This window comes from Algorimicrobium bowmanii (genome assembly GCF_054031195.1).
Map to the genome: position 1 here is coordinate 853,568 of NZ_CM132929.1, position 26,543 is coordinate 880,110.

Consider the following 26,543-nt stretch of genomic DNA (forward strand, 5'->3'; position numbering starts at 1 on the left):
AATGAAAAAAAGAAATGATAATTTAAAACGTGTAATCGTTGACTTTAAGAAGTTAACGCCAGAAATTTTAGCTATGCTCGTTGAAAAATATCCTGATGGTTATGATGAAGATCAAGTTGTGTCCTTCAGAAACGCTAAGAACGAAATCATAGAGGCTGTTGAGGTAACTACTGCTGATACTAAGTATTTAGTGAAAGTTAGTACTAAGCTAGCTGTTACCATGGAAAATTATGATGAAGATGATTATGAAGATTTTGATGGTGCTGATCCAAAAGCGGTTCAAGATCCTGATATTGAATTAACAGAAGAAGACGATCTAGATTAATTTTTTTGTAACATGAGAACAGCTGTTTTTAAATCTTACGAAAATGGATATTATACATTTTGGTTTGATAATGGTGAAGAATTGGCCTTTGAGGAAGTACATCCACGTGTTTTAAATCAATTCGATTTAAAAACTGATGAATCATTTGTAGATCAGGAATTTAAGATCGTGTTTGTAGAGGCTCCGGATCCTTCAGATGATGATTTAGTTATTTATAGAGTAGAGAGTTTAAAGCTTGTTTAAGAGCTTTTAGTAGAGGCCTGATACACCTTATTTCTAGGGTGGTATTACAGACTAAAAGAAACATATATATTATTTAGTAAAAGCAATTGAATGTAATATTCGGTTGCTTTTTTTATTTAAAATAGTCTTTAAAATAGCTCTTGTAATTTATCATAATAAGTTTTAGTAATATGTAAACCATTATGGCCCGCATCGATAATTGGAATTAACGTAATCTTATTAGGTGCTATTTGTTTTAGTTTTTTAGCATTAGTTTCAGGGCTTATCAAAAAATCTCGTGTACCATAAAAAATAGTGATCGGACATTTTATGTGCTCAATATAGCTATAGGTGGGAATGTCATATTTTATTAAGAAAGTAGGAATTGGCGGTGCAATTTCTTCAGAGATAAGTGTTTTCCAAGAATAATAAGGGGCATTTAATATTAATTGTTTCGGGTTGTTATTAGAAGCGACATATCCAGCTACCCCAGATCCTAAAGAGTATCCTAAAATGATGATGTTTTCTTCAGAATAGCCCTGCTTTATATAATTATATACAGCTTGGCCATCTGTTAATAATTCTTCGGCTTTTGAGTATGAACCATCACTTTTACCGTAACCACGATAATCAAAAAATAAAATATCATAACCGTTATCAAGATATAGTGGTGCGCGTTTTCCCCAATCATGAATAGCACCTGCATTGCCGTGATAGTAAATTATAATCCCTTTTTTTGTTTGAGTTGTCTTAAATAGAAGGGCGTTCAGTGAAACCGTTTCCGAAACAGGTATATCAAGTTCTTCAAACGATTCATTAAATTGAAAAGTATAACTTTTATCTAAGTGTTTTGGGTTGAAAAAAAAGCGTTCTTGTTTAAAATAAACAAAAATTAAAGAAATTAAGTAAACCGTAAAGAGTACAGCAATTATGCGTAATAGGCGCCTGAAAAGTTTAGGAAAGTTTATGCTCAATTTGTTTTTGTTTATAGATGTCATGTAAAAATACACTAAAAACTACAATATATTCCAAGGCAATTATAAGTAGGTTTTCAGAATTTGAAGAATTAGCATAGGCTAAGTAGCTGAAAATAATCATAAAACTCCATACTATTGGAAACTTATAGTTTGTGTAAATTCCAAGGAGAAGTAGAGTAGATACATACCAAGGATGAACAGTTGTGGCTGTAAAATAATATACACTGAGCGCTATAAGCATTACAGCTAAGAGTTGTTTTGTGTGTTTGGGTTTTTTAATAATAGTCAAAGCTATCACAAAGAAAAATATAAATGCGGCTGTGAGTTTCCCAATTATAGCAATTTGGTTGTATCCTGAAATCCAATATCCTAATTCGCGGAATAGATAGTATATACTTGCATTAAATTCAAAATTCTGAAACCATAAAGCTACGGTGCTTGTGTAATTGGTTAAGAATTCTGCAGAATAAAATGGTAAAAAGAGACCTAGTGTTACAATACCAATAATCGTATAAAACAATCCAACCCGTTTTGTTTTCTGAAGTATGGATTCCTTATTGTCGTTTAAAATAAATTTCGGGATTAAAAGTGGTAAAAACAGAAGCGGTATGAGTTTTACTGAAATTGAACAGGCAAAAATAACTGCTGATAACTGCCATTTTCCTTTCTCTAATAAATAAATACTCCATATTAAAAAGAAAAGCATAACCCCTTCAAAGTGTAAGTTTCCTGTAAGTTCGATGATTATAAAAGGGTTTAATATATACCAGAAAATTAAATGCTCTGGAAGCTTTAATGCTTTTAATAATTTTTTTCCAAAAATTAACGTCCCAAAATCAGCCGCTATTATTAATATACGTAGGACTACTACAGAGCTTAAAATACTTGTTCCGCCAAATAGGCCTGCTATTACAAAACAGAATTGATTTAATGGAGGGTAATTTGTAAAATGACTAGCGTTTAAAGCTCCCATTCCGTTATAGAGTTCTTGAGCTTGAAATACTGGAAAGCTGTCTTGAGATATAAAAGATTCTGGGGTATATAAGTAAGGGTTGAATCCTTCTAAAATCATACGTCCATCCCAAATAAATCGGTAGAAGTCTTGTGATAAATTAGGGATAGCTAAAATAAAAATAGCTCGAAATATAAATGCTAACCAGGTTAAAAACTGCGTATGATGCTTAGTTAATTGTATTAATTTATAGAATACAATAAATAGTGCAGCATACAGCATGATTAGCTTGGTGCTATCTGTCCGCTCAAGGTTGTAAGCAAAACTAAAATAAAATAAGACGCTAGATAGAGCGAGTAGTATTTGAAATTTATAGTATTTAATAAAAGTTTGGTTTTGCATTGTGTAAATATACAGTTTCAATTAGGTTTAAAAACAAAAAAAAAATCAACTAGTAAGTAGTTGATTTTTATAGATACTTACAAAAGCAAACTCTTTTGTTAAGCAGTAATTTCAGAAACTTTATTCAAGGCATCCGCTATTAAGGTGTCGCCTTTTATAATTTCGAAAGTTTCTCGGTTTGCAACATCATCATTTAGTGTTCTAACTAATGTTTGAGCAACATCATTTCTGCTTATTTCGCCACGCTTATTCAATTTAGTTTCTAATTCTATTTTATTTAATAAAGCTTCATTAGTTAAAGAGCCGGGTCTTACTATGGTGTAATTTAATCCACTTGACATTAAGTGTTGATCTGCTTTGTGTTTAGCTTTCAGGTAGTCCTGTAATTCGGGTGCTTCTTCAGGGTTATCAGCTCCCATAGAACTTAACATTACAAATTTTTTAACCTGATTGTTTTTAGAAGCATCTATTAGTTTTTTAGCTCCTTCTTGATCTACAGCAATAACTTTTTTTCCTCCAGAGCCAGCGGCGAAAATAACCTTATCTACCGCCTTTTCAAAAGCTGGAGAAATGTCGTTTTCTAAATCGGCCAAAACAGTGTCAATATTTTTAGCTTTGAAAAAAGAAACCTGTTCCTCTTTCCTTACCATAGCAATTGGGTTGAAATATTGCGATTCGTTTAAAAGATTAATTATTTTTTTTCCTGTGGTGCCGTGTGCACCTGCTACTAAAATATTTTCCATATCTTAATATAACAAGTAGTTAGCGTGTTGACAAATAATTAACGGGGTTTAACGTTACTTTAATAGTCTGTTTGTAGCTGAGAATTAATTTCTAACCGATTTAACAAATACAAATCCAAACCCAATAAACAGCATGAAATGGAAAGGGAATAAACCAAAATCGCCACCTTCATTTCCAACAATAAAAGCACTGTACATACCAAAGGCAAAATAAAGCATTAGTAAACCTTCAAAAACAACGTTGATAGATATTTTCTTCTTAATATAAATACTGTTTTTCCAGGAGTCTTTAAACGTTTTGATATTAAATTTTGGGGTCCTTACAAATTCACTTTTTTTACGAAAGTGCCCTTCCATTACTGCTATGGTATTTTGTAAAGAAAACCCCATAGCTATGGAGAAAAAAGTAAAAAACATCACAATATATTGTAAGAAATTTTTTATTCCAGAGCCATGTATGCGTTTATAAATAACCCAATAACATATAAAGAAGATTACAGAACTTATAACAAAAAAACTAGTGGCATAGAAATACATTTTAAGTGTTTCATTTTCATGCTTAATGTATAGCATAGGGACGCTAAGAATAGCTACTACCAAAATACTTAAAAACATACTGCTGTTTAGTAAATGTAAAAAGCCGTGAATCTTTGTTTTAGTAGCGATGTTTTTACTTTTTAAAATTCGGAAAAACATTTTTTGGAAATTCTCCGCACCACCTTTATTCCATCTAAATTGTTGTGACCTTGCTGCGCTTATTATAATGGGAAGTTCAGCAGGTGTTTCTACATGTTCTAAATATTTAAATTTCCAGTTTTTTAATTGTGCGCGGTAACTTAAATCTAAATCCTCGGTTAAGGTGTCTCCTTCCCAATTTCCAGCATCTATGATACACGATTTGCGCCATACTCCTGCAGTCCCATTAAAGTTAATAAAATGGGCTTTGGTATTTCTTCCTGTTTGTTCTAGGGTGAAATGTGCATCTAGAGCAAAGGCTTGTATTTTTGTAAGAATGGAATAATCGCGATTGATATGACCCCAGCGAGTTTGAACAACACCTATTTTAGGATCTTTAAAATAGGGTATGGTTTCTAAAAGCCAATTGGGTTTTGGAAGGAAATCGGCATCGAAAATAACAATAAATTCACCTTTGGCTATTTTTAAGCCTTCCTTCAATGCTCCGGCTTTAAAACCCGTTCTGTCCGTTCGGTGTATGTGCTGAATGTTAAGCCCCGTTTTTTGAAGTTCAGCAATAAGTTTTGCTGTAATATCATACGATTCATCCGTAGAATCATCTAAAACTTGTATTTCTAATTTATCGGTCGGATAGGTTATTTTAGCTATATTCTCAAGTAAGCGTTCTACCACATATAGTTCGTTAAAAATGGGGAGTTGTATTGTAACAAAAGGAACTTCTGATGGGTTTGAAAGGTTAAATTTTGGTGACTTATCAACCTTTCTATGTGCCGCCAAATAATTAAATAATAAATTAAGCTGCGCTAAGGCGTACATAAATATTAACAGGAGTGCTAATGAGTAAACAGTGATGGTAATTATTTCTAAAATCATTTTTTGAATCCGTATTTAAAAATCCATCCTAATATTTTAAACCCAGCAAAAACAGCGCCTTTTACAGTTCCCGAAACTTTAGAAACGCCTATGCGGTTTCTGTAATGTACAGGGATTTCTGCGTATGAAATTTTACGTTTCAAAACTTTTAGTTGCATTTCAACAGTCCAACCATAAGTTTTGTCTTCCATGTTTAAAGCTAGCAACTGATTATAAGTTATTGCTCTGAAGGGGCCTAAATCGGTGAATTTAGAACCAAACATAAAACGCATTAGTGAGGTTGCTAACCAATTTCCAAAAATTTGAGGTAAAGTCATAGAACCTTTTTCGCGGTGTTCTTTACAACGCGCACCTACAACAAAATCTACTGTTCCTGTTATTATAGGTTGTACTATTTGAGTCAGTTCTTCAGGGAAGTCGCTATAATCTCCATCTAAGAATACAATAATATCTGGTTTCTCTGTTTGTTCCGCAATATAAGACATGCCTTTAAGGCAAGCGTATCCGTAGCCTTTTCTGTTTTCTTTTAATACAGTAGCTCCGGCTTGTTTTGCTTGTTGCTCCGTTGCATCGGTAGAATTATTGCTTACAACAATAATTTCGCTAACAATTTTCGGAATGTCTTTTATAACTAGCGGTATCGATTCAGCTTCGTTATAAGCAGGAATAATGACTTTTATATTGGGCATTTAATTTTTCGTTTAAAGATGCAAAAGTACGTTTTTTAGCTTGTTTGTAAAGTAGCTAAAAATAAGGGTGTTAAGTCTTTTGTGAGTTTATTTCTGATTCACTAAATCCATTAAATCAACATCATTTCCTAATAGAACATCCTTTGGGTTGATACGCCCTTTCATACTGTCGTTTTCTAACTTTAAAACTCCTCGCGGACACACAGCACTACAGATACCACATCCTACACAGCTTGATCGGACTATGTTTTCACCTTTTTGAGCGTAAGCACGTACGTCTATACCCATTTCGCAATAGGTAGAACAATTACCGCATGAAATACACTGTCCGCCATTAGTTGTAATTCTGAATTTAGAAAATAGACGTTGTTGAAAGCCTAATATAGCAGCCATAGGACAACCAAAACGACACCAAACACGATTTCCAAAAATAGGATAAAAACCTGTTCCTATAACCCCTGAGAATATGGAGCCAATTAAAAATCCGTAAGATGAACGTAGGGTTTCAGCTTCAAATAAAAAGAGTTTGGTGCCGTTTGTAAAGTAGTGTAACCCAATTAAAAACATGATAATTACAAAATATCCAATTGCGCCATAGCGTGCATCTTTACCCAATTCATGACGTTTGTATACCATAACTAGCGTAAATATTAAGGTTAAGAAACCTGCGACTAATAAAAGGAATATATCTTTTGTTAACCAATATTTATCGGCATCATAGCCTATATAGGTATAAATAACAGCCGTAGTCATTAAAACTACAAATACTAATACGCTATGCACAACCCAGCGTTCAATTTTCCAAGCAGCTTGTCGCTTATCACTTAATTGACGGAAAGGGTCTCCCGCTGTTTCCGCAAGTCCACCACAGCCACAAACCCATGAGCAATACCATCGTTTACCATACTTAAAAGTTAAAATTGGTGTAATAATAAATATAGAGGCTACACCAAAAATTAAAATTCCAAGTCCAATATCTCCAGCACTAATAAGTGAATCTACACGGTATTGCTCAAAATTATAGTAGTTTAAAGGCCAGATATTTTTTAAATCATAATAGGGTAAACTGAAATTCTCTGAATTTAAACGGGACATAAATTCAGGTATTAAAAAGGCAAAACCAAGTTGGAAAAACATAACTGAATAAGTTCGTAGTTGTTCGTAACGGTTGTGTCTGTATTTTAATAAAAACTTATAGCCAAAAACTAAAATTGCTAAGGTGTAAAGGGTTCCATAAACAAACCATTGGCTAGCAGGGCCGCCATTTAAAAGTCTGCTTAAAGGGTTAAATAAGGCTATTAATCCTGTGTTTTTTGCTCCATCTTGCCCTAATCCTAATAGGTGAGGGTAAAAGTATAATACAATGTAGAATAAGGTTAAAATAATTCCTGTTGCCCAGCCCCATAAGCCTTTGGATGAAATAGACTTAAACCAAACGCCATCATTTTTTATCCCTTTAGGCTTGTTTAGGTAAGCATCTGTAGCAAAACCCCCAATACCTAAGGTTATTAACGAAAGGGCTGCTGTAAGCATCCAACCTGATGTAGCACTCACATTAAATAATGCTAATACTAGCATAAAGAAGCCCGTAATACCAATAGTAAAAAAAACTTTTTGCTTAGGAGATGTGTGGTAAGCATCTGGTTTTGCTAATGATAAACTATGATTTGATTTATGACTCATTTTTTTGAATATATGGGAATGTAACTTAAACGGTTTGTAGTTGTTCTTTGAATTGTTTTTGAATATCTAATTCGTAATGCTTAAAAAACTCAGGATCGAAATTTGCTTTTTTAAGGTTAGTTATAACAAAATCGATAGAGCGTTTTTCTGTAAGCCAAGTATCAAAAACCTCATGACGCATACGAATACCAAAGGTGTTTATACCTTTAAATTCTTGCGTAATAAAATTGTACTCTATAGTAATACATTTGTCTTCTTTTTCATGCATCCAATGAAAGTGTGCATGGTTTTCTAAAGGTTTTGAAAAGACCCATCCATAGGTTTGATACTCTACATCGAAAAATTTAGCTGAATTAAACCAATGTCCAGGATTGTATTGCATAGGGTTGCCGCAAATTGTTTGTGCTACAACTTCACCCATCATGCGGCCGGTATACCAAACGGCTTCAATAGGGCGCCTATTGCCAATAGCTTCATGCTGTTCTGCACAATCTCCAATGGCATAAATATCTGGGATATTTGTTTCTAAATGTCTGTTAACTAGAACACCTTTGTTTGTGTTTATATTGCTGCTTTTTAGAAATGCTATATTAGGTGTTACACCGGCTGTTAAGCCCACAAAATTAGTAGGGATTTCTTCACCTGATTCAGCTATTATAATCGATTTTACACGACCATTTTCATCCGATTTGATTTCTTTTAAATTACTACTTAAACGTAAGTCAATACCATGTTTCTTTATCTCTTGATTAATAAGTTGGCTTTCACCTTCAGGAAGTACACTTTTCCAGAAACTATTTTCTCTAACTAAAAAAGTAACCGGAATATTTCGACTCCTAAGCATCTCAGCTAATTCTATACCAATTAGACCACCACCGATAATAACAGCACGTTTACAAACGATATTATTAGGAGCGTAAACTTCTAAATTATCTAAATCTTGTTTGCTATATAAGCCTTGAACACCCTCAAGGTCTTGACCAGGCCAGCCAAATTTATTTGGTTTACTACCTGTTGCTATTATTAATTTGTCATAATTAAGACTGTCTCCTTCAATAAAGTGAAGTGTTTTTGCTTCGGTATCAACTTTGCTAACAAATCCTGATTTAAGTTCGATGCGGTTTTTCTTCCAAAACCAATCTTCATAAGGTTTTGTATGTTCATATTTCATATGTCCCATGTAAATGTACATCAGGGCAGTACGAGAGAAAAAATGCTCAGTTTCAGCGGAAATAATAGTGAGTCTGTTTTGCGAGTTTTTTCGAATATGTCGCGCAGCAGTAACACCGCTAATTCCGTTTCCTATAATAACAACGTGTTCCATAAAATGGTTTTAATGACTACTTGGTCGCAGGTTTATAAATAACCTTAATGTTTTTTGTGCAATTTGTTTAAATTTAGAGATATTTATTCGGTTATGGAAAAGTGTTTAGTAGGTTTTTTGATTTTAATGTTTTGTTCGTGTGCTGTATCTACAAAAAGTGAAGGTAAAATAAACGGTGTGAGTTTCGTAGCTTCTAGAGATTCTATTTCCGCTGTTAGTGTAAAGCCAGTAACCAATATACAAGCTAATTATGCTGCTATTATGCCTTTTGGTTTTATTAAAAACTTGCAACACCCAAAACTTGTTTATAACGAGAAAAAGCAATGGTATGGCGAAACAATGGTTGGTATATCTCAATACATAGATGTGTTAAATGCAGCAGGAGTAGATGTTATGTTGAAACCTCAAATTTGGGTGTGGCGAGGTGAGTATACAGGATATATTAAAATGTCCTCCGAAAGTGCTTGGCAAGAACTGGAGCAAACGTATTCCAATTTTATATTAGATTTTGCTAAGCTAGCAGAAGATAAAAACGTCCCCTTGTTTTGTATTGGTACGGAGTTGGAACAATTTATTGCCCATAGACCCGAATTTTGGTTTAAACTTATTTCCGATATCAGGCAAGTGTACAAAGGTAAACTTACTTATGCAGCTAATTGGGATGAATATAAACGGACGCCATTTTGGGGAACTTTAGATTATGTAGGAATAGATGCTTATTTTCCTGTTAGTGATAATAAAACACCAAGTGTGGAAGCCTGTATAGCGGGATGGAATTCTCATTTAAAAGAAATACAAATGGTCTCTGAACGCTATGATGCTCCAATTTTGTTTACGGAGTTTGGCTATAGAAGCATGGATTACTCTGGAAAGGAACCTTGGGATAGTTCAAATAAAGAAACATCTATTAATTTACAAGCGCAAGCTAATGCTACAGAAGCTTTATTTAATGTGTTTTGGGACAAATCATGGTTTGCGGGAGGTTTTGTTTGGAAATGGTTTCATAATCATAAAACAAGTGGCGGTTCTTTAAATAATCGTTTTACACCACAAAATAAACCTGCGGAAACAATAATTAGTCAGTATTTTAATAACATATAAAAACGCGTATTCTAGAATTAAAATACGCGTTATGTAAATTTAAAGCTGAATATTAGTCCGTTTTTTCAATCACCTTAAAATCCTTTAAAGCCTGATTAGGTTCTATAATATTGTATCCTTTCCAGAATTCTGGATCGTAAGCAGGAAGGTAGGTTGGAGAGGTGTCAGGAATTTCTTCAAAATCATTAAAGTTTGTTTCTGTAATCTGTGAAGTTTCAAAAACAATTAATTCTTTCTTCTCAATATTTTTAACAATGAAATGAATATCGGCAGCTAATTCATTTTGCTTACGTCTGCCTTTTACGTTTTTGTTTTTTTCAATAATTTTTAATGGTCGTTTTATTCCAACCTCCTGCCCATAAGTAGCATCGGCATATTTTAAGGCGTATTTGTTATTGTTGTTTTTTTGAAAAATTATAGTCCCAGCTTTAAGGTAATCTTTAACCGAAATTCCCAATAAACTTAAATCTCGTAGCGGCTTTACGTTTTGAAAATCTACACGAACAATGGCGAAATCTTCAGTGTTAATATAAAGCGTGCCTTGGAAATCTTCACTTCGTTTAGGTCTGAAAGTTATGGTGTATACAAATGCATCATTAAAATAAGTGTAGTCCTGTATTTCAAATTCGTAACGCCTAGATTTTTCAATGAAGTTCAAGTCGGTATCTTCTTCTAAAAAAGTGGCATTAGAAAAATCATTAATAGAGTATTTGCGCCAGCTTAAAAAATTTGCTTTGCGTTTGGCTTCAAGTTCTTTTTTCTTCTCTATAAATTCGGCCGTTTCTTTATTTACGTTTTCATCCTTAAAAAATGAGGAATCAATTTCTTCTTTAGTACCGAACCATCCCGATTTTATTTTAAAATAGGAATCACGCTTTACATGTTTTCTAATAATTTCGTTAAAGCGTTTCTCGTAGTTTTCAAAGGTTATTTCACTTTCTTTATCAAATAAACGGGAAGCTTTTAGGATGCTAAGTTTTTGAGGAGTTAGACTATTCATCTTACCGTACATTTCACCTAAAACTTCTGTGTGATTGTTGGTGTTTTTAGGAACCGATGACAAGATACTGTCTACAAATGCTTGGTTGAATTCTGGTATTGTCGATTTATCAATGTCAACATCAGTTTTAACCATTTTGGTATAATAGGATTCTCTGAAAAATAATTTACGTTTGGCGTAACTGAAATCGTAATTCGTTTTTAATCCGGCTTTTGTTTTTTCTAAAATTTCATCTATTGTATAGTTTTTGTTTGTAATTAATACCTCTTCTAAATCTATGTTTTTAGCATTGAGCGGAATGATACTATCGGTGAAACTCTGAATAGCAAATTGCTTCTGTTCATATCCTAAACAACTAATGTAAAGGGTGTCTGTTTTGGAAACTTCCCGATTAATCGTGATGTTAAATTCGCCTTTGTCATTACTAATAACACCAGTTTTGTCATCGATAGTAATAGTTGCAAATGGAATTGGTTCTTGCTTTGTTGAATCGACAATTTTTGCCGAAATGGTTTGCTGTGCTTTTGCTGAAACTGTCAGTAAACAGCAAGTAGCAAAAATAAATTTGATTGATTTCATATGGTTTGGTTTAGATTTGAAAAGTATTCTTTTCTAAAGTCTTGCGCTTACATTTTATAGATTTGTTAAGTACGTTTTATCGAAACTTTAACATGTAATGTATATGAAATCAGGTTTTTATGAAATGTGTTTTTTGTAGTAGGTGTAAAGGTCTTGTGGTGAAGCGCCAAGCCATTTCTTTATATAAATAGCCCAAAAATGAAATTGTAGTTTCCAAATACCTCGTTTCTGATAGAGTCTTGCTGAGGTTGTAATTTTTTGTTGAATTACAACAAACTGATTTCTTTTGTAGAGTTCATTTATTAGTATGTTGTCTTCATAAATTATATAAGCTTCATCAAAACCACCAATTTCATCAAATAGTTTTTTGGTAATAAACTGACTTTGATCGCCACCACGACTAGCGCGCCATGAGAATTGAGTTAACCATCCAGCTAATTGAAGCCACCAATGGTTACTATTAAACTGCAAACGAAAACAACCTGCAAATTTACCTTCAACAACCTTATTTATGATTAACTGGTCAAAGTTTGTAGGTGGGTATGAATCGGCGTGTAAAAAATATAGAATGGATCCCGTGGCATGTTTTACGCCATAATTCATTTGTTTAGCTCTCCCTTTAGAAGCTTTTAATAGGGATAGATTCGGGATGTTTTTTTTTGTTTTAAGTCTATTAATAATAGTGTTTACATTATGTTGAGAGCCATCCGTACTACCGCCATCTACCACTAATATTTCAGCAATGTTCTTGGAGTCCGTATTTTTAATTAGATGTTTTAAAACCGAAGCTATGTTATTAGCTTCATTAAACATGGGGATAATAATTGAAATCCGATTAGTCATTTAATTCCCAACTATAATCTTTGTAATCTATTTTAGCATCCGATGCTATCTTTATATTTGAATAGGTGTTTAAAAAGCTAATTAAACTTCCTTGCTCTTTAAAATCTTTTGAAAACCATTTAAAAATTTTAGATAATTCCACTTCTTTATTTTTAATGGTATTCTTGGAGTCATCAGCGAGAAATGCTTCTGTGGCCGCTGTTAATTGAGTGTTTAACGTTTCAGGGAAATAGGCTTTGTTTTGTAATTTAGGACAGGATGCTGATGCACAAACAATGGCAAAATGTATTCGTGGTTCGTTCATTTTACGAAGAACAGTATGCTCTATATAGTTTAATGATACCGTTTTGTTATTTATTACAATAAATTCTTGATCCCATGGTTTTTTTATGTCTTTTATGCTTGAAACGGGATAGTTGTCTATAATGAGTTTTATTGTGAAAGCATTGTATGCATTAATCCAATATGCTAAAACATCGTTTTTAGTCCAGTTTTTATTTGGCACCGTTTTCTTAAATTCCTGGAGATATAAGTTTAATTGCTCCGGATTTTCTTTAATAGATTTATAATTAACAGCACCTGTATTTGTTACTTGTTTTTGGAGAAATGAATTCCAAATATCATGATTTACTTTCTGAGAGAATACAGATAAACTTAAGGTACAAACAAAGGTTAGAATAAAGGTGCTGCTTTTCATAATGTCTATTTTATTATGAATTACGCTAAAGTGATTTTATTAATTCTTTAAAAAGCGTAATCATATGTGGTTCTGCTTTACCAGCCATTTCTATAATTTCAGAAATATCTACAGGTTTCAGATTATTTGGGTCGCATTCATCCGTTAAAACTGACACCGCAGCTACTTTTAATTTTAAATGATTGGCAACAATAATTTCAGGGACGGTACTCATTCCTACAGCATCAGCACCAATTATCTTTAACATTCTGTACTCAGCACGTGTTTCTAACTGAGGTCCAACAACACTAGCATACACACCTTTATGTAAAGGAATGTTATTTGCTTTAGCTATGGCTTCAAACTTGTTGTTAATTTCGGCATCATAGGGAGCGCTCATATCTGTAAAGCGTTCTCCTAACTGCTCAACACCTCTAAACGCTAGCGGTGAACTGCCTTGAAGATTAATATGGTCGTCAATTAGCATGAGTTCCCCTTTTTTGAAATCTAAATTAATAGCACCAGAAGCATTAGACACTAAAAGAGTTTTTATTCCTAGTTGTTTCATAACGCGAACTGGGTAGGTTACATCTTGAAGCGAGTAGCCTTCGTAAATATGAAAACGACCTTGCATAACAACAACTTTCTTCCCAGCTAACACACCGTAAATAAGTTTCCCTTTATGAAACTCTACAGTAGCTGTCGGAAAATTTGGAATATGGTTGTAGCTAACCTCCGTGATAATTTCTATATCGTCAATTAGTTTACCAAGTCCGGTTCCTAGTATGATACCTAACTCTGGATTTTCAAAGCCTTTACTTTGTAAGTATTCAGTTGTTTCTGTAATAAATTTAATCATAGCTCTAGTAGTATTTTTTTAATGATTCGATATTTTTAATATCATCAAAAGTATCAATGTCATTTAATGTTTTTAATAAGTGGTATTTTGTGTTCTCTAAATCTTTTATAGTGTGATTTAAAACAGTATCTGTTCCCCATTGTTTGTTTTTAAATACTTTAGGGTTTAGTTGCTTCATGCCAAAAAGGTAATAACCACCGTCTTCCGCAGGTCCTAAAACACAATCGTTTTCCTCCAGTTTTTGGAATCCTTCCGATATAATTTGAGCATTTAAATCTAATAAATCACTGCCAATTATAACCACTTTTTCGTAACCAAGTCGAAATAATTCGGCGAAGGCATTTTCCATACGTTCACCTAAGTCGGTACCTTTTTGAAGTTTTTTCTTGAAAATATCAGAATCCCATAAATCGTTTTTCTGTATGGTTTCAGAATAAAAAACAAAGCGATCTACAGAGACTTGACTGGCTGTTTCAGCGGTGTGACTTAATAAATGCTTATAAATATTTAAAGCAGCTTCATCTCCAATAGTTTTAGCTAAGCGGGTTTTGCAAGTTCCTAGTTTGGGATTTCTAGTGAAAATAATAAGCGCTTTTTTTGATGTTGGAAAATAAAAATCAGCTGATTGATCCGCAGCATCACTAGTGTTGTTGTTTGATAAAATTCCCATTTTTCGAATAAATTCTAATTATAAACTTTTATGCCTTTTGTTAACCATTTGTCCCATGTTTTTGAAAAGGCATGTATGCTATCGGTTTCTTTGTTTTTTAAATTATAGACGGGTAAATCGGCATTTTTCCATTCAAAAATACCACCATATAAATTGTAAACAACCGAATAGCCTGCATTTTTTAATTGATTTGCAATTTTTTCAGACCGAACTCCTAATGAGCAATAAACAACAATGGTGTCGTTTTTATTCGAGATGTTTTCTATGATGTTTTTTAGTTTGAAGTTTTTATAACCAACATAAAAAGCATCTTTTAAATGACTCACATTGTACTCTTCTTGTTCACGCGCATCTAAAATATAATAATTGGCTTTTGAATTTGCTAATTCCTCAACCAATATATAAGGTGTTTTGTTATTGTTATACCTACTCAATAAACGAGATAAGGAGTCTTGTGCGTTGGTTGTAACTGAAAGGAAACAAATTAGAATAAAAAGGAGTTGCTTCATGGTATTTAAAAATTAATGGCTAATCCTTTTTGTTGCTGTTCAGAGCTTGGTAATATATCCATATTGTCCCAAAGTCCTGTTTTTAGTGTGTTGGCATAGGATTTTGGTAAGCTATTTTTCAGCATCAGTTGGCTTGCTAGTTGGTAATCGTAATCAAGACTATAAAACTGAAAAGTGAACTGCGAGTTACTATCATCTAAAATGGCATACCAGACACTTGGTTCACCATTATTTGCAGGCATACCAATAACGCCCGGGTTTAACCAGATGTTATCAGCGTTTTTACTGTAAAATGGTAGACCACAATGACCTGCTATAACAACTTGGCTGTTTGTGAGTTCGAAACTTGGACGTTTCTTTTCCCAAGGTGTCGATTTAAAAATAAATTCGGAAGTATTAGTTGCAGAGCCATGTACAACAGTTATATTTTTATTGGCAAACGTAAATTGTAAATGTTCAGGTAATGTTTTCAAGTAAGTAATTGAATTTTCTGAGAGCTTGTTTTTTGCAAACAAATACCATTGCTGAGAAAGGCTGTCACATCGTGATCCTTCTTCAAAATTACAACCACAATTAGTACTTCCTTCTATTAACTGAATTTCAACATTTCCTAAAATACTTCTGGGGTTCCATGATTTGAAAAACGTTATCGTTTCTTCTGGTTGTGCACAATAACCAATAATGTCGCCAGTACATATGCAATTACTAGCAGGTATGTTGTGTTTTTCGGCTACTTGCTTAATAGCTTCCAAAGCTTGAAGGTTGCTATATACACCTCCAAATAATAGTGTCTGCCCTGATATATTCCCTATATGTTTTATTTCTGTAGCCATTTTGGTAATAAATATATTATAATACAAATCAATACGCCCCAAACGTTTATCCAGAGTAAATCGGCGTATTTGCCTTCAGTGAAAATTAATTCTTTCGGAAAAATTCCTAATAATAGAATTACTCCAAAAAGTAAGCCACAAGTTACACTTAAATAGAAACTTATTGCCGGTGTTTTATGTTTCCAAAATAAGAAAACTGGTGTAAGCCCGATAACCATAGTGCCTGAAATGGTAGTTGCCGATAATATTTCAGAATCAAAAAAGACAGGAAGTGTTCCTAAAATAGCAATAGCAACCATAGAAATGCGACCAAAAGTTAGATTTTCTCCTAATTTTAAGTCGATGGCTAATAATTTTGAAAAGGATGAAAAAGTAGAGTCTAATGTGGAAGCTGCTGAGGTTATCATGATAAAATTTATAACCAATAATATGACAATTCCGAATGCTTTGCCTACTTCAACGGCAGCTTGTCCGGTAAGTCCTTCGGATTGTGCAAATATGCCAACAATACTAAAAAGAACAATGCATAAAGCCCCTAAAACACTGGCGATAAAAAAACTTTTTCGAGTTGTTTTAGGTGAGCTAATAAAAGCGCGGTCGGTTAAAACGGGATCGTGAAATGGGTAGCTAAATGATTGTATGATAGCTGCGAAAAATAAGTTTAGCCCCAAATCAAAACTCCAAGTTCCGGAATTAAGTACTTGTTTTATAGTGAAATTTTCAACCGAAAAAACATTCCAAAGAATAATAATTAACAGGATTGAAAATAAAACCATTTGAATGATATCCGTGAAAATAGAACTGCTTAGCCCACCTTTTATGGCGTAGGTTAATGTTAAAATGGTAAATATAATTATGGATATGTAGTAGGAATGTGATCCTACTTCACCAAAATAATTACCTATTACCATAGTGTTACTCCAAACTTCATTAAACAAACGGATGGCAATGAGTACAGAAAATACTAGCATAGCTGTTTTACCAAATTTAGAACTCAAAAACTGATGTATACTTGTGTAGCCTCCTTTAGTTCGTAAATTGTAAATTAGTGCACCTGCCACTGCAAAAGACAGGTAATAACCGGCGTAGGCAACGCCACCGACAAGGCCGTAATCCAAACCTAAATTAGCGGCATTGGTAATGCTTTTGGCAAAAATCCAAGAAATAATTAGACTCCCAGTTAATACCCAGGTACTTGGCGCTTTTTTATTGCGTACTGCTTTATAAAACTGATTGGTTGTTTTTGCCCAAGGCGAAATTATAAAGAAAATAAGGCTTGTAGCTATAATTAAACTCCATTGCCAATTAATGACATCCATAATATAATTGTGAAACTAGAGTTTGTTAAGCAACGCTGCCTTGGCAACTGCTTCCTGCTCCGGCAGTACAGCCATAACAGTGTTGTGAAATAACGATATTTCTACCTTCTAGCAAATCATTATTGTATTCGGATATGTGTTTTACAGGGCTGTTAACAGGTAGTTCTAGCATCTGATTAAAGTCGCAGTCATATAAATAGCCATCCCAACTTATAGATAGCGTATTTGTACACATAACGTTTTTAACTGCTGATGGATTGTAAGCCTCTACTAAACTATACATGTAATCCTCATAATTTTCAGACGCAATTAAATAATCTAAAAAACGAGCTATTGGTAAGTTTGTTATAGCAAATAAATTATGGAACTGTATGTCGAAATCTTGTAAAAGGGCTTTTTTGAAATCTTTTTCCATGGCAGCTTGGTTTCCAGGTAGAAAAGCACCAGATGGATTGTATACTAAATCCAATCGTAAATTACTGCCTGGCATCCCGTAACCAACAGCGTTTAATTCTTGTAAGGCTTTTATAGATTTTGCAAAAACACCATCGCCTCGTTGTTTATCTGTTTTTCCTTGTGTCCAATGAGGCATCGAGCTAACCACATGAACATTATGTTTTTTAAAAAATTCCGGTAAATCGTAATATTTTTTATTAGCTCTGATAATGGTTAAATTCGATCTAACTATAAAATCGGTAACACCAACTTTTGCAGCTTCTTCAACAAACCATCTAAAATTAGGATTCATTTCTGGGGCGCCTCCCGTTAGGTCTAATGTATGTGCTTCTGTGTTTTTTATAACCTCTAAACATTGTAGCATGGTTTCACGTGTCATGATTTCCTTTCGGTCAGGGCCTGCATCCACATGGCAATGTGTACAAACTTGATTGCACATGTAGCCAACGTTTATTTGAAGTATCTCAAGTTTTTTTGCTTTAAGTGGAAACTGATTAGTCTCAGCAATTTTATTTTTAAAAGTTGGTAATTCTCCAGACTTAAAAATGCCGTTTGAAAGAATTTCAATTTGGCGATTACTATCAGCTAAAGCGCTTTCCTGTTTTTTTAAGGATTTAATCATAAAGGGAGTGGGATTAATCACATTAATTTATTGGTCCAATTTATTTACTTTATTCATCATTTGAACGCCATGAACCAAGGTAGCGCCACCTCGAATTGCTCCAGCTACATGCAGAGCTTCCATCATTTCTTCTTTAGTAATACCGCGTTGAAGGCCATCGCCTGTGTAGGCATCAATACAGTAAGGGCATTGAATGGTGTGCGATACAGCAAGGGCAATGAGCGATTTTTCACGCTCAGATAAAGCACCCTCTTCAAAAACCTTTCCATAATATTCGAAAAACTTGGCGCCTAATTCTTCATTCCATTCCGATATTTTACCGAATTTTTTAAGGTCTGCTGGGTCGTAATATGTTTTTTGCATGGTAAATTAATTGTTTGTTTTGTTAGGTGAAAAATGGAATATACGGTTTTAAGTCGGAGTACTAAATGAAAGATTACAGAAACCAGTGAGATATTTTTCAAAACAAAACTAGATGAAATTGGTTATATTGCCAATAGAAATTTTTACAATATGAGAGAAGTGCTTACGGCCAATTATAGTCAGTTTTTTGAAAAAGAATTACTTTCCGAAATTAATGAAGTCGGTATTTTAAAACAAGTTAAAGAAGGAGATGTATTGATTGAAATAGGTGCCTTTGTTAAATCTATGCCTTTACTGTTAAATGGTGCCATTAAAATTTTGCGACAAGACGATGATGGCGATGAATTACTGTTGTATTTTTTAGAAAAAGGCGATACTTGTGCCATGACTCTTACATGTTGTTTAGGGCGTACAAAAAGCGAAATTCGAGCTATAGCAGAAACCGATGCTGAGTTGATTATGATTCCTATTGAAAAGATGGAGGAGTGGTCTGCTAAATATAAAAGTTGGAGAAATTTTGTTTTTGAAAGCTATCATAACCGACTTAATGAAATGCTAGATACAATTGATAGTATAGCGTTTCTGAAAATGGATGCTCGTCTATTCAAATACTTAAAAGAAAAAGCACGTGTTTCAGACGATCATATAATTTATACTACGCATCAAGATATTGCTTATGAATTACATACCTCGCGTGTTGTTATTTCAAGGTTGCTTAAAAAGTTAGAAAATATGGGGCAGGTAGAACTACACAGGAATCATATTATTCTTAAATCTCAATAGGTCTAATGTATCATTAGTTACCAAACAGGTTAAAATTAAAACATACTTTTGCTTCTTAGAGTTTGAAAACCATATTATGGAAATATTAGAGATATTAGGATACATTAGTGCCTTGCTTATCGGTATTGTTTTAGGATTAATAGGTGGTGGTGGATCTATTTTAGCAGTTCCAGTATTGGCCTATTTATTTTTAGTTAATGAGAAGGTGGCTACGGCCTATTCTTTGTTTGTTGTAGGTGTAAGTGCTTTGGTTGGAGGTTTAAAGCAACACAAAAAAGGACTAGTAGATTGGCGTACAGCTTTTGTCTTTGGTCTTCCTGCAATTATAGGGATTTCATTGGTTAGGCATTTTGTAATTCCTGCTTTACCCGAAATACTATTTAGTCTAGGCGAATTTGAGTTTACTAGGCGTATGGTTATGTTTGGTTTATTTTCTATTTTAATGATTCCTGCAGCTTTATCTATGCTTAAAGACAGGAAGGTGTCTTCTGCTAATACAACAGTTTCTTATAATTATCCATTAATTATTGTTGAAGGCTTAATAATAGGAGGTATTACCGGTATGATAGGTGCTGGAGGAGGGTTTTTAATTATTCCTGCTTTGGTACTTTTAGCAAATGTTGAAATTAAAGTAGCAGTTGCAACGTCATTAATAATTATTGCTATGAATGCATTGTCTGGTTTTTTTCTTGGAGATGCCATGACAATGACTATAGATTGGAGTTTTCTGCTTGTTTTTACCTCAATATCACTGGTAGGAATTTTTGTGGGAAGCTATTTGGGGAACTTTATTGATGGTAAAAAACTGAAAAAAGGATTTGGTTATTTCGTTTTTGCTATGGCTATATTTATTTTTTACATGGAGTTCTTTGTAAAAGCGTAATGTAACATAGGTTACGGTCTAGTTCAAGAGATAATTGTAAATTTGTAACATATTATAAAAGTAAGTATTATGAAAATAGAACAGATATATACAGGTTGTTTAGCGCAAGGCGCATATTATATAGAAAGTCAAGGAGAAGTAGCTATTATTGATCCGTTGCGTGAAGTAAAGCCATACATTGAAAGAGCAAATGCGGATAATGCGAAAATAAAATACATTTTTGAAACTCATTTTCATGCTGATTTTGTGAGTGGCCATGTTACACTAGCTAAAGAAACGGGCGCACAAATAGTTTTTGGCCCAACAGCATCTACAAGTTTTAATTCTATTATAGCAACAGATGGACAGGAATTTAAATTAGGCGATATTACTATTGTTGCTTTACATACGCCAGGCCATACTATGGAAAGTACAACTTACTTGTTAAAAGATAAAGACGGTAAGGATCATGCTATTTTTAGTGGAGATACTTTGTTTTTAGGAGATGTAGGGCGACCGGATCTAGCTCAAAAAGCAGCTAGCATGACGCAAGAGGAATTAGCAGGAACATTATTTGATAGTTTAAGAACAAAAATCATGACGCTTGCCGATGATGTTATTGTGTACCCAGCTCACGGTGCTGGATCAGCTTGTGGTAAAAACTTAAGTAAAGAAACAGTTGGAACTATTGGCGATCAAAAGATAACCAATTACGCTTTACGTGCTGATATGACCAAAGAAGAGTTTATACAGGAAGTGACCGATGGCTTGCTTCCACCACCACAGTATTTTCCTTTAAACGTTCAAATGAATAAGGAAGGTTATGACGATATTGATGTTGTTTTAAATCGTGGTGTAAAGGCTTTGTCTCCAAACGAGTTTGAAACAGCTGCTAATGAAACAGAAGCTATAATATTGGATGTTCGTCATCAAAATGATTTTGTGAAAGGACATATTCCACGTTCAATTTTTATTGGTATTGATGGCGGATTTGCTCCATGGGTTGGTGCTTTAATAGCAGATGTTAAACAACCTATTTTATTGGTAACGCCAGAAGGACGTGAAGAGGAAACCATTACACGTTTATCCCGTGTAGGTTTTGATTATACTATTGGTTATTTAGACGGAAGTTTTGAGGCTTGGAAAGCTTCAGGGAAAGAAATTGATACTATAGAATCTATTCCGGCAGCCGAATTTAAAACACGTTTAGAAAAAGAAAATGTACCAGTTTTTGATGTTAGAAAAGAAGGAGAGTTTACTTCGGCACATATTAACGAGGCGCATTTAACACCTTTAGATTTTTTAAATAATCATTTAACCGAATTTCCAGAGTCGGAAACTTTTTATGTGCATTGTGCAGGGGGGTATCGTAGTGTTATAGCGGCTTCTATATTAAAAAGTAGAGGTATTCATAACTTGGTAGATGTTGCTGGTGGATTTGCAGCAATTAAAAAAGCCGGTATTCCTGTTACTGATTTTGTTTGTCCATCTACTCTAAAGTAGTTTTTTATAAAGCTAAATATTATATAAAAAAAAGAGTGGTGAGGGCCACTCTTTTTTTTTGTGTAGCCAAAGTTTTGAATTTGTAATGAAAAACGAAAGATATCGACTTATATAGGTGTGTTTGATGACCTAAATTCAAGTAAATAATTTAATTTAAAACCCTTTTATTATGAGTAATTTTTCAAGTATAATAAACAAAGATAAACCCGTTTTGGTTGACTTTTTTGCCGAGTGGTGTGGGCCGTGTAAAACGATGAGTCCAATATTAAAAGAAGTTAAAGACCAACTTGGCGATCAGGTTCAAATCCTAAAAATAGACGTGGATAAAAATCAACAGTTGGCATCGAAGTTTAATGTAAGAGGAGTACCAACATTAATATTGTATAAAAACGGACAGCAATTGTGGCGACAGTTTGGATTAGCTTCTAAAAGAGATTTGGTAAACCTTATTCAATCGCACGTTTAACATATGGATTTGTCAGAATCATTTTGGGATAACCGCTATCAGAACCAAGATATAGGTTGGGATTTAGGACATGTGTCCAGGCCTTTAAAAGCTTATTTTGATCAGTTGGAAGACAAGGGGCTTACTATTCTTATTCCAGGAGCAGGGAATGCGTATGAAGCAGAGTATTTATTTAATAAAGGCTTTACGCGAGTTTTTATTGTTGATTTATCACAAACGGCTTTAGATGCTTTTCAGGCTCGGGTGCCCAATTTCCCTAGTGCTAATTTATTACATAGTGATTTTTTTGATGTTTCAAGAAATTTTGATTTGATTATCGAACAAACGTTCTTTTGTGCTTTAAATCCAAGTCTTCGCAAAGCTTACGCAGAGAAAATACATTGTTTACTAAACCCGAAAGGAAAATTAGTTGGTCTTTTATTTAATAAGCCGTTATTTACCGATAAGCCTCCATTTGGTGGTGATAAAACGGAATATGTTGCAAATTTTAATCCGTATTTCAATTTAGAGACCTTTGAGCTTTGTTATAATTCTGAACCTAGTAGGAATGGTAAAGAACTGTTTATTATCTGCTCAAAAAAATAACAAGGTCTATTTTTTCTTACGGGAAAAGCCGTATTTCAATTGTTTTAAGAAACTGGTAGGCATGTGTTCATCACCTTCATACCCCAATTCAATTAATCCACTGTCTTCTGGAATGTAATTAGTTTTAAATATGTAATCCCATAAGCTTAAACTAATTCCGTAGTTCATACCGTACTGTCTGCCTTCTGGTAAATTATATGCATGGTGATATAGATGCATAACAGGGTTGTTAAATATGTATTTTAAAGGTCCGTAGGTGATTTTAATATTCGAATGGTTAAAATGTCCGATTGAAATAGCTATGAAATGAACAATGTAAGCTTGTTCAGGTTCAAAGCCTCCTAGTATCATAACACCAAAAACTTTTAAAGGTTTGTAGAGTATGTTTTCCATCCAATGGTAGCGTAAATGCGCGGCAAAACCCATTTCTTTAACACTGTGATGAACTTGGTGAAAACGCCATAAAACTTCAAATCTGTGAAGTAATACGTGGGTAAACCATTGTACGAAATCTAATACAATAAAGAAAACTAGTAGCTGAAGCCACATAGGCCACAAACTAATATCAATAAGTGCTAAGCTAGACATGGAAACACCTAAATCTGAAAATCCTAATTCTAAAACTCGATAAACACCGCTAATAATGATGGCAAAAATGAAAAAGTTGAAAAACATGTAGAATGCGTCCAGCCAAAAATCTTTTCTGAAAACAGATTGGTTTTTGCGCCATGGGAATACAATTTCTAATCCCCAAACAAGGATAGAAATAACTATTAGTCCCCAAAAATAATTGGTATACCAAGGGACGTCAAATATAATGGATTGCCAAGTCCAATTTACAGTGCCTAAAAATGACTCTAAAAATGCATCTACATATTTTAACATGATCTGTGATTCTTGTTTTGCAAAGTTACTGAACTATTTAGTATTTGAAGCAAAACTAGGTTTTGGGAATTGTATAGTCGGTAACTTATGTTACCAAAGTGTTTGGTTTTTATTTGTTTCTTTGCAGGAAATAAATTGAAACTATGGAATTTTTACTAGAACCTTGGCCTTGGTATTTTTCAGGCTTTATGATTGCATTCGTGATGTTTCTACTTCTTATGGTAGATAAGCGTTTTGGAATGTCATCTAATTTACGCACACTTTGTAGTATAGCTGGAGCGGGAAAACGAACTACTTTTTTTGATTTCGATTGGAAAGCTCAGCGCTGGAATTTAGTTGTTGTAGTAGGAGCAATAATAGGCGGGTTTATTGCCTCGGAATATTTATCACCCAATGATGCTGTTGCTATTAGTAGTCAAACTGTAACGGATTTACAAGCGTTAGGTTTTGAAAGTGCGGGAACAGCTTACTTGCCAACAGAGCTTTTTGGTCCTGATGTTTTTACGGATCCTAAAGGTTTGATTATTTTAGTTATTGGTGGGTTTTTAGTGGGTTTTGGTGCGCGTTACGCAGGTGGTTGTACGTCAGGTCATGCTATTTCAGGTTTAAGTAATTTACAATTACCATCATTAATTGCTGTGATTGGGTTCTTTTTAGGAGGCTTAATTATGGTTCATGTTTTATTCCCTTTAATTTTTTAGACAATGAGAACAGGTATATATTTAGTAATAGGAATCGTATTTGGTATAACGATGTTTAAATCGGAAGCTGCTTCGTGGTTTCGAATATTTGAAATGTTTCAATTTCAGGCCTTTCATATGTATGGTATTATAGGTGTTGCGCTAGGGTTAGCAACTTTAATGACCTTCGTGATGAAGAAGTTTGATGTTAAGTCGTTTTATGGTAAGTCATTAGTGTTTAATCCTAAGGAAAAAGGATATAAGCGTTATATAATAGGCGGTACCCTTTTTGGTTTGGGTTGGGCGCTTGCAGGTGCTTGTCCAGGACCTATGTATGTATTGGTAGGTGCTAGGTATTGGCCTATTTTGGTTGTTATCGGATCGGCTATACTTGGTACTTATGTGTACGGTTTGTTACGTGATAAGCTACCACATTAACGATGCATGTTTAAGGGGTGGGGTCTAAATGTTATAGATCCTTTTTGGCCCATGCTGCACGCTTAATTAATTCGTTGTTATAAGGTAAATATGTTAGTCCTTTACTGTAAATGGCATAGGCAGATTTGTGTTGTTCTTTATAGTAATAGTAATTTCCGCCTAGACGGTATAAATTAGAAAGGAGTTTTTTATTTACTTCATTTATAACATTATTATTGTCTAGTATGCTTTCTAACTTATCTATATAACTTAGGGCTAAGTCAATATTTTTAATTTTAAAATTGTCCAAAGAAATATTTCCATAAAAATGGGCTAATGCAATATTATAGCGCTTGTTTGATTTAATAAATGGATATTTTTCACATTTTTTTTCAAAATCAGTTAAAGCTCTCATGTCTAAAGTAGATAAGGTTACTTTTTTAAAACAGACATATTCAATAATGTTTTTTGCAATTTTACTGTTTGGATTTAAGCGAATAATTTGGTCACTATAAAAAAGTGCTTTATCTAAATCTTCGTTGCGCCCCGCTTTTTTTGCTAAATATTCATATAAAAATTCTAAACTAGTATTTCGAACTCTTTCGTTAGCGATGGTTTTAAATTTTTCTATTGAAGCTTCAATGAATTCATTACTATTATCATCATGAGTTGTTAGTTCATACAATGATGCTTTAATATCGTTTATGCTGTAATCTTCTGGGTAATTGGATATAGAAATTAATTCTAATAAATAATCGATATCTTCAGTAGAGTTAAAGTCTAAATCGTTAATTTTTTCAGACATGATACTTTTAATAATCGGTTTGATAAGAGGTGAACTGAAAAATACTTTTGACTTCTTTAAATTATTAACAGCTTTATCGTGTTTTTCTTGTTCTACTAAAGTTATCCCTCTGTTGTAGTATTGCATACCAATCAATGCGTTTTTAGGAATAAATTCATTTCCGTAATAAAAATCTTCATAAAATTTCATGTAGCCTTTTGCTTGTACTTCCTCTTGAGTTACTAATTTGTAACTTACTAACTCGTCTATAATTTTTTTCACTTCACTTTCTTTAGGGATTATAAATCCATGTTCAGCGGGCACTGTGGTTTCCAAGTAAATTTTATAAGTTGTTGGATAGGCAATTAAATAAACATGAGTGGGGGTTTCTTTTACGTGATATGGTATTCCTAATTCGTCAAATACGTAGACGTATAAGGCGGTAGCTGTTACACAATTATAAGTGCCCGCTTCAAACAAATCATTAAAATAGGAGTTTGATAGGTATTTGTTAAAAAACGTATTATGAACTTCATTATAAATGAATTTAATTCGTTTTTGCTCTTTTTTGGCTTTACTTTCTTTTTCAGGAAAGGTTTTAATGAGGTTGTTTACGCGTTCTTGGTATTTTGTAACCAAGGTATTGTTTGCTAAAGAATCTATAGCGAACATGCTTTTGAAGAAATTATAATTTAATGCGTCTTTTTTATAAGATTCAAATATGTCTGCTTCAAAATCAGAATTATAAGTTTGACTGTAGGTAATAGTACTACTTGTTAGGATTAAAAGTAGGAAAAGTTTGAGGTTGTTAATCATGGGCTTGTTGCTAAAACTTATAAAAAACAACAATATAAAAATTTTT

General features: G+C 33.5%; 29 protein-coding genes. 10 read left to right on the plus strand and 19 right to left on the minus strand.

Translation table 11 applies throughout. From position 1 onward, the window contains the following. Window position 1: 1 nt before the first annotated feature. Window positions 2–325 (plus strand): hypothetical protein, encoded by a 324-nt coding sequence (locus ACW5R3_RS03690; protein WP_456578279.1) that lies wholly within the window; start codon window positions 2–4, stop codon window positions 323–325. A 12-nt stretch (window positions 326–337) separates the two neighbouring features. Next, complete coding sequence (locus tag ACW5R3_RS03695) at window positions 338–568, plus strand: hypothetical protein (RefSeq protein WP_456578280.1); 231 nt, start codon at window positions 338–340, stop codon at window positions 566–568. A gap of 128 nt (window positions 569–696) precedes the next feature. On the opposite strand, the gene ACW5R3_RS03700 is transcribed toward ACW5R3_RS03695, so the two are convergent. The 7 genes from ACW5R3_RS03700 to ACW5R3_RS03730 form a co-directional block, all read right to left on the minus strand. After that, window positions 697–1,521 carry an alpha/beta hydrolase gene (locus tag ACW5R3_RS03700; RefSeq protein WP_456578281.1) on the minus strand — a complete coding sequence of 275 codons (825 nt, stop codon included), beginning with the start codon at window positions 1,519–1,521 and terminating at the stop codon, window positions 697–699. Continuing rightward, window positions 1,502–2,878, minus strand: coding sequence for a mannosyltransferase (locus ACW5R3_RS03705; RefSeq protein ID WP_456578282.1), 1,377 nt, complete (start codon window positions 2,876–2,878; stop codon window positions 1,502–1,504). The genes ACW5R3_RS03700 and ACW5R3_RS03705 overlap by 20 nt, the downstream gene beginning before the upstream one ends. 98 nt (window positions 2,879–2,976) lie before the next feature. After that, the gene (locus ACW5R3_RS03710) at window positions 2,977–3,621 is read right to left on the minus strand and encodes an SDR family oxidoreductase (protein ID WP_456578283.1); all 645 of its coding nucleotides are present in this window, start codon (window positions 3,619–3,621) and stop codon (window positions 2,977–2,979) included. Between the two features lie 84 nt (window positions 3,622–3,705). Further along, on the minus strand, window positions 3,706–5,190 hold the full coding sequence (locus ACW5R3_RS03715; RefSeq protein ID WP_456578284.1) for a cellulose synthase family protein: 1,485 nt from the start codon (window positions 5,188–5,190) through the stop codon (window positions 3,706–3,708). Continuing rightward, window positions 5,187–5,879 carry a glycosyltransferase family 2 protein gene (locus tag ACW5R3_RS03720; protein WP_456578285.1) on the minus strand — a complete coding sequence of 231 codons (693 nt, stop codon included), beginning with the start codon at window positions 5,877–5,879 and terminating at the stop codon, window positions 5,187–5,189. Before ACW5R3_RS03720 ends, ACW5R3_RS03715 begins: the two co-directional genes overlap by 4 nt. A gap of 87 nt (window positions 5,880–5,966) precedes the next feature. Beyond that, complete coding sequence (locus ACW5R3_RS03725; RefSeq protein WP_456578286.1) at window positions 5,967–7,562, minus strand: 4Fe-4S binding protein; 1,596 nt, start codon at window positions 7,560–7,562, stop codon at window positions 5,967–5,969. Window positions 7,563–7,587: 25 nt separating this feature from the next. After that, entirely contained in the window at window positions 7,588–8,886 is a 1,299-nt protein-coding gene (locus tag ACW5R3_RS03730; protein ID WP_456578287.1) for an NAD(P)/FAD-dependent oxidoreductase, read from the minus strand. Between the two features lie 93 nt (window positions 8,887–8,979). Between ACW5R3_RS03730 and ACW5R3_RS03735 the strand changes: the two genes are divergently transcribed. After that, window positions 8,980–9,987, plus strand: coding sequence for a glycoside hydrolase family 113 (locus ACW5R3_RS03735; protein WP_456578288.1), 1,008 nt, complete (start codon window positions 8,980–8,982; stop codon window positions 9,985–9,987). Between the two features lie 52 nt (window positions 9,988–10,039). Here ACW5R3_RS03735 and ACW5R3_RS03740 read toward each other — a convergent pair whose 3' ends face one another. From ACW5R3_RS03740 to ACW5R3_RS03785, 10 genes are all read right to left on the minus strand, one after another. Next, on the minus strand, window positions 10,040–11,566 hold the full coding sequence (locus ACW5R3_RS03740) for a carboxypeptidase-like regulatory domain-containing protein (protein WP_456578289.1): 1,527 nt from the start codon (window positions 11,564–11,566) through the stop codon (window positions 10,040–10,042). Between the two features lie 117 nt (window positions 11,567–11,683). Further along, window positions 11,684–12,409 (minus strand): TIGR04283 family arsenosugar biosynthesis glycosyltransferase, encoded by a 726-nt coding sequence (locus tag ACW5R3_RS03745; RefSeq protein ID WP_456578290.1) that lies wholly within the window; start codon window positions 12,407–12,409, stop codon window positions 11,684–11,686. Next, complete coding sequence (locus ACW5R3_RS03750) at window positions 12,402–13,106, minus strand: DUF547 domain-containing protein (protein WP_456578291.1); 705 nt, start codon at window positions 13,104–13,106, stop codon at window positions 12,402–12,404. Before ACW5R3_RS03750 ends, ACW5R3_RS03745 begins: the two co-directional genes overlap by 8 nt. 25 nt (window positions 13,107–13,131) lie before the next feature. Then, a complete protein-coding gene (locus ACW5R3_RS03755; RefSeq protein WP_456578292.1) occupies window positions 13,132–13,944 on the minus strand; it encodes a purine-nucleoside phosphorylase in 813 nt (270 codons plus the stop codon). A gap of 4 nt (window positions 13,945–13,948) precedes the next feature. Beyond that, window positions 13,949–14,614 carry a TIGR04282 family arsenosugar biosynthesis glycosyltransferase gene (locus ACW5R3_RS03760; protein WP_456578293.1) on the minus strand — a complete coding sequence of 222 codons (666 nt, stop codon included), beginning with the start codon at window positions 14,612–14,614 and terminating at the stop codon, window positions 13,949–13,951. A gap of 14 nt (window positions 14,615–14,628) precedes the next feature. Then, window positions 14,629–15,123, minus strand: a complete 495-nt coding sequence (locus ACW5R3_RS03765; protein ID WP_456578294.1) for a rhodanese-like domain-containing protein — start codon at window positions 15,121–15,123, stop codon at window positions 14,629–14,631. A gap of 5 nt (window positions 15,124–15,128) precedes the next feature. Then, on the minus strand, window positions 15,129–15,956 hold the full coding sequence (locus ACW5R3_RS03770; protein WP_456578295.1) for a metallophosphoesterase family protein: 828 nt from the start codon (window positions 15,954–15,956) through the stop codon (window positions 15,129–15,131). Continuing rightward, the gene (locus ACW5R3_RS03775; protein WP_456578296.1) at window positions 15,941–17,275 is read right to left on the minus strand and encodes a sodium:solute symporter family transporter; all 1,335 of its coding nucleotides are present in this window, start codon (window positions 17,273–17,275) and stop codon (window positions 15,941–15,943) included. The genes ACW5R3_RS03770 and ACW5R3_RS03775 overlap by 16 nt, the downstream gene beginning before the upstream one ends. A gap of 25 nt (window positions 17,276–17,300) precedes the next feature. After that, window positions 17,301–18,353: an arsenosugar biosynthesis radical SAM (seleno)protein ArsS gene (gene arsS, locus ACW5R3_RS03780; protein ID WP_456578297.1), complete on the minus strand. Its 1,053-nt coding sequence runs from the start codon at window positions 18,351–18,353 to the stop codon at window positions 17,301–17,303. A 27-nt stretch (window positions 18,354–18,380) separates the two neighbouring features. Next, on the minus strand, window positions 18,381–18,716 hold the full coding sequence (locus ACW5R3_RS03785; RefSeq protein WP_456578298.1) for an arsenosugar biosynthesis-associated peroxidase-like protein: 336 nt from the start codon (window positions 18,714–18,716) through the stop codon (window positions 18,381–18,383). A gap of 150 nt (window positions 18,717–18,866) precedes the next feature. Here ACW5R3_RS03785 and ACW5R3_RS03790 point away from each other — a divergent pair, with 150 nt between their 5' ends. The 5 genes from ACW5R3_RS03790 (at window position 18,867) to ACW5R3_RS03810 (ending at window position 22,915) form a co-directional block, all read left to right on the plus strand. After that, window positions 18,867–19,499, plus strand: a complete 633-nt coding sequence (locus ACW5R3_RS03790; RefSeq protein ID WP_456578299.1) for a Crp/Fnr family transcriptional regulator — start codon at window positions 18,867–18,869, stop codon at window positions 19,497–19,499. Window positions 19,500–19,575: 76 nt separating this feature from the next. Next, window positions 19,576–20,382: a sulfite exporter TauE/SafE family protein gene (locus tag ACW5R3_RS03795; RefSeq protein WP_456578300.1), complete on the plus strand. Its 807-nt coding sequence runs from the start codon at window positions 19,576–19,578 to the stop codon at window positions 20,380–20,382. A 69-nt stretch (window positions 20,383–20,451) separates the two neighbouring features. Beyond that, the gene (locus ACW5R3_RS03800; protein ID WP_456578301.1) at window positions 20,452–21,864 is read left to right on the plus strand and encodes an MBL fold metallo-hydrolase; all 1,413 of its coding nucleotides are present in this window, start codon (window positions 20,452–20,454) and stop codon (window positions 21,862–21,864) included. Window positions 21,865–22,033: 169 nt separating this feature from the next. Continuing rightward, entirely contained in the window at window positions 22,034–22,330 is a 297-nt protein-coding gene (gene trxA, locus ACW5R3_RS03805) for a thioredoxin (protein WP_456578302.1), read from the plus strand. Between the two features lie 3 nt (window positions 22,331–22,333). Next, a complete protein-coding gene (locus tag ACW5R3_RS03810) occupies window positions 22,334–22,915 on the plus strand; it encodes a methyltransferase domain-containing protein (RefSeq protein WP_456578303.1) in 582 nt (193 codons plus the stop codon). 6 nt (window positions 22,916–22,921) lie between these two features. Here the strand turns inward: ACW5R3_RS03810 and ACW5R3_RS03815 are convergent, their stop codons facing one another. After that, window positions 22,922–23,800 (minus strand): sterol desaturase family protein, encoded by an 879-nt coding sequence (locus tag ACW5R3_RS03815; protein WP_456578304.1) that lies wholly within the window; start codon window positions 23,798–23,800, stop codon window positions 22,922–22,924. 143 nt (window positions 23,801–23,943) lie between these two features. Here ACW5R3_RS03815 and ACW5R3_RS03820 point away from each other — a divergent pair, with 143 nt between their 5' ends. Further along, window positions 23,944–24,501 carry a YeeE/YedE family protein gene (locus ACW5R3_RS03820; RefSeq protein ID WP_456578305.1) on the plus strand — a complete coding sequence of 186 codons (558 nt, stop codon included), beginning with the start codon at window positions 23,944–23,946 and terminating at the stop codon, window positions 24,499–24,501. Between the two features lie 3 nt (window positions 24,502–24,504). Then, window positions 24,505–24,918, plus strand: coding sequence for a DUF6691 family protein (locus ACW5R3_RS03825; protein ID WP_456578306.1), 414 nt, complete (start codon window positions 24,505–24,507; stop codon window positions 24,916–24,918). A gap of 31 nt (window positions 24,919–24,949) precedes the next feature. Here the strand turns inward: ACW5R3_RS03825 and ACW5R3_RS03830 are convergent, their stop codons facing one another. Next, entirely contained in the window at window positions 24,950–26,497 is a 1,548-nt protein-coding gene (locus tag ACW5R3_RS03830; RefSeq protein ID WP_456578307.1) for a hypothetical protein, read from the minus strand. Window positions 26,498–26,543 lie beyond the last annotated feature (46 nt).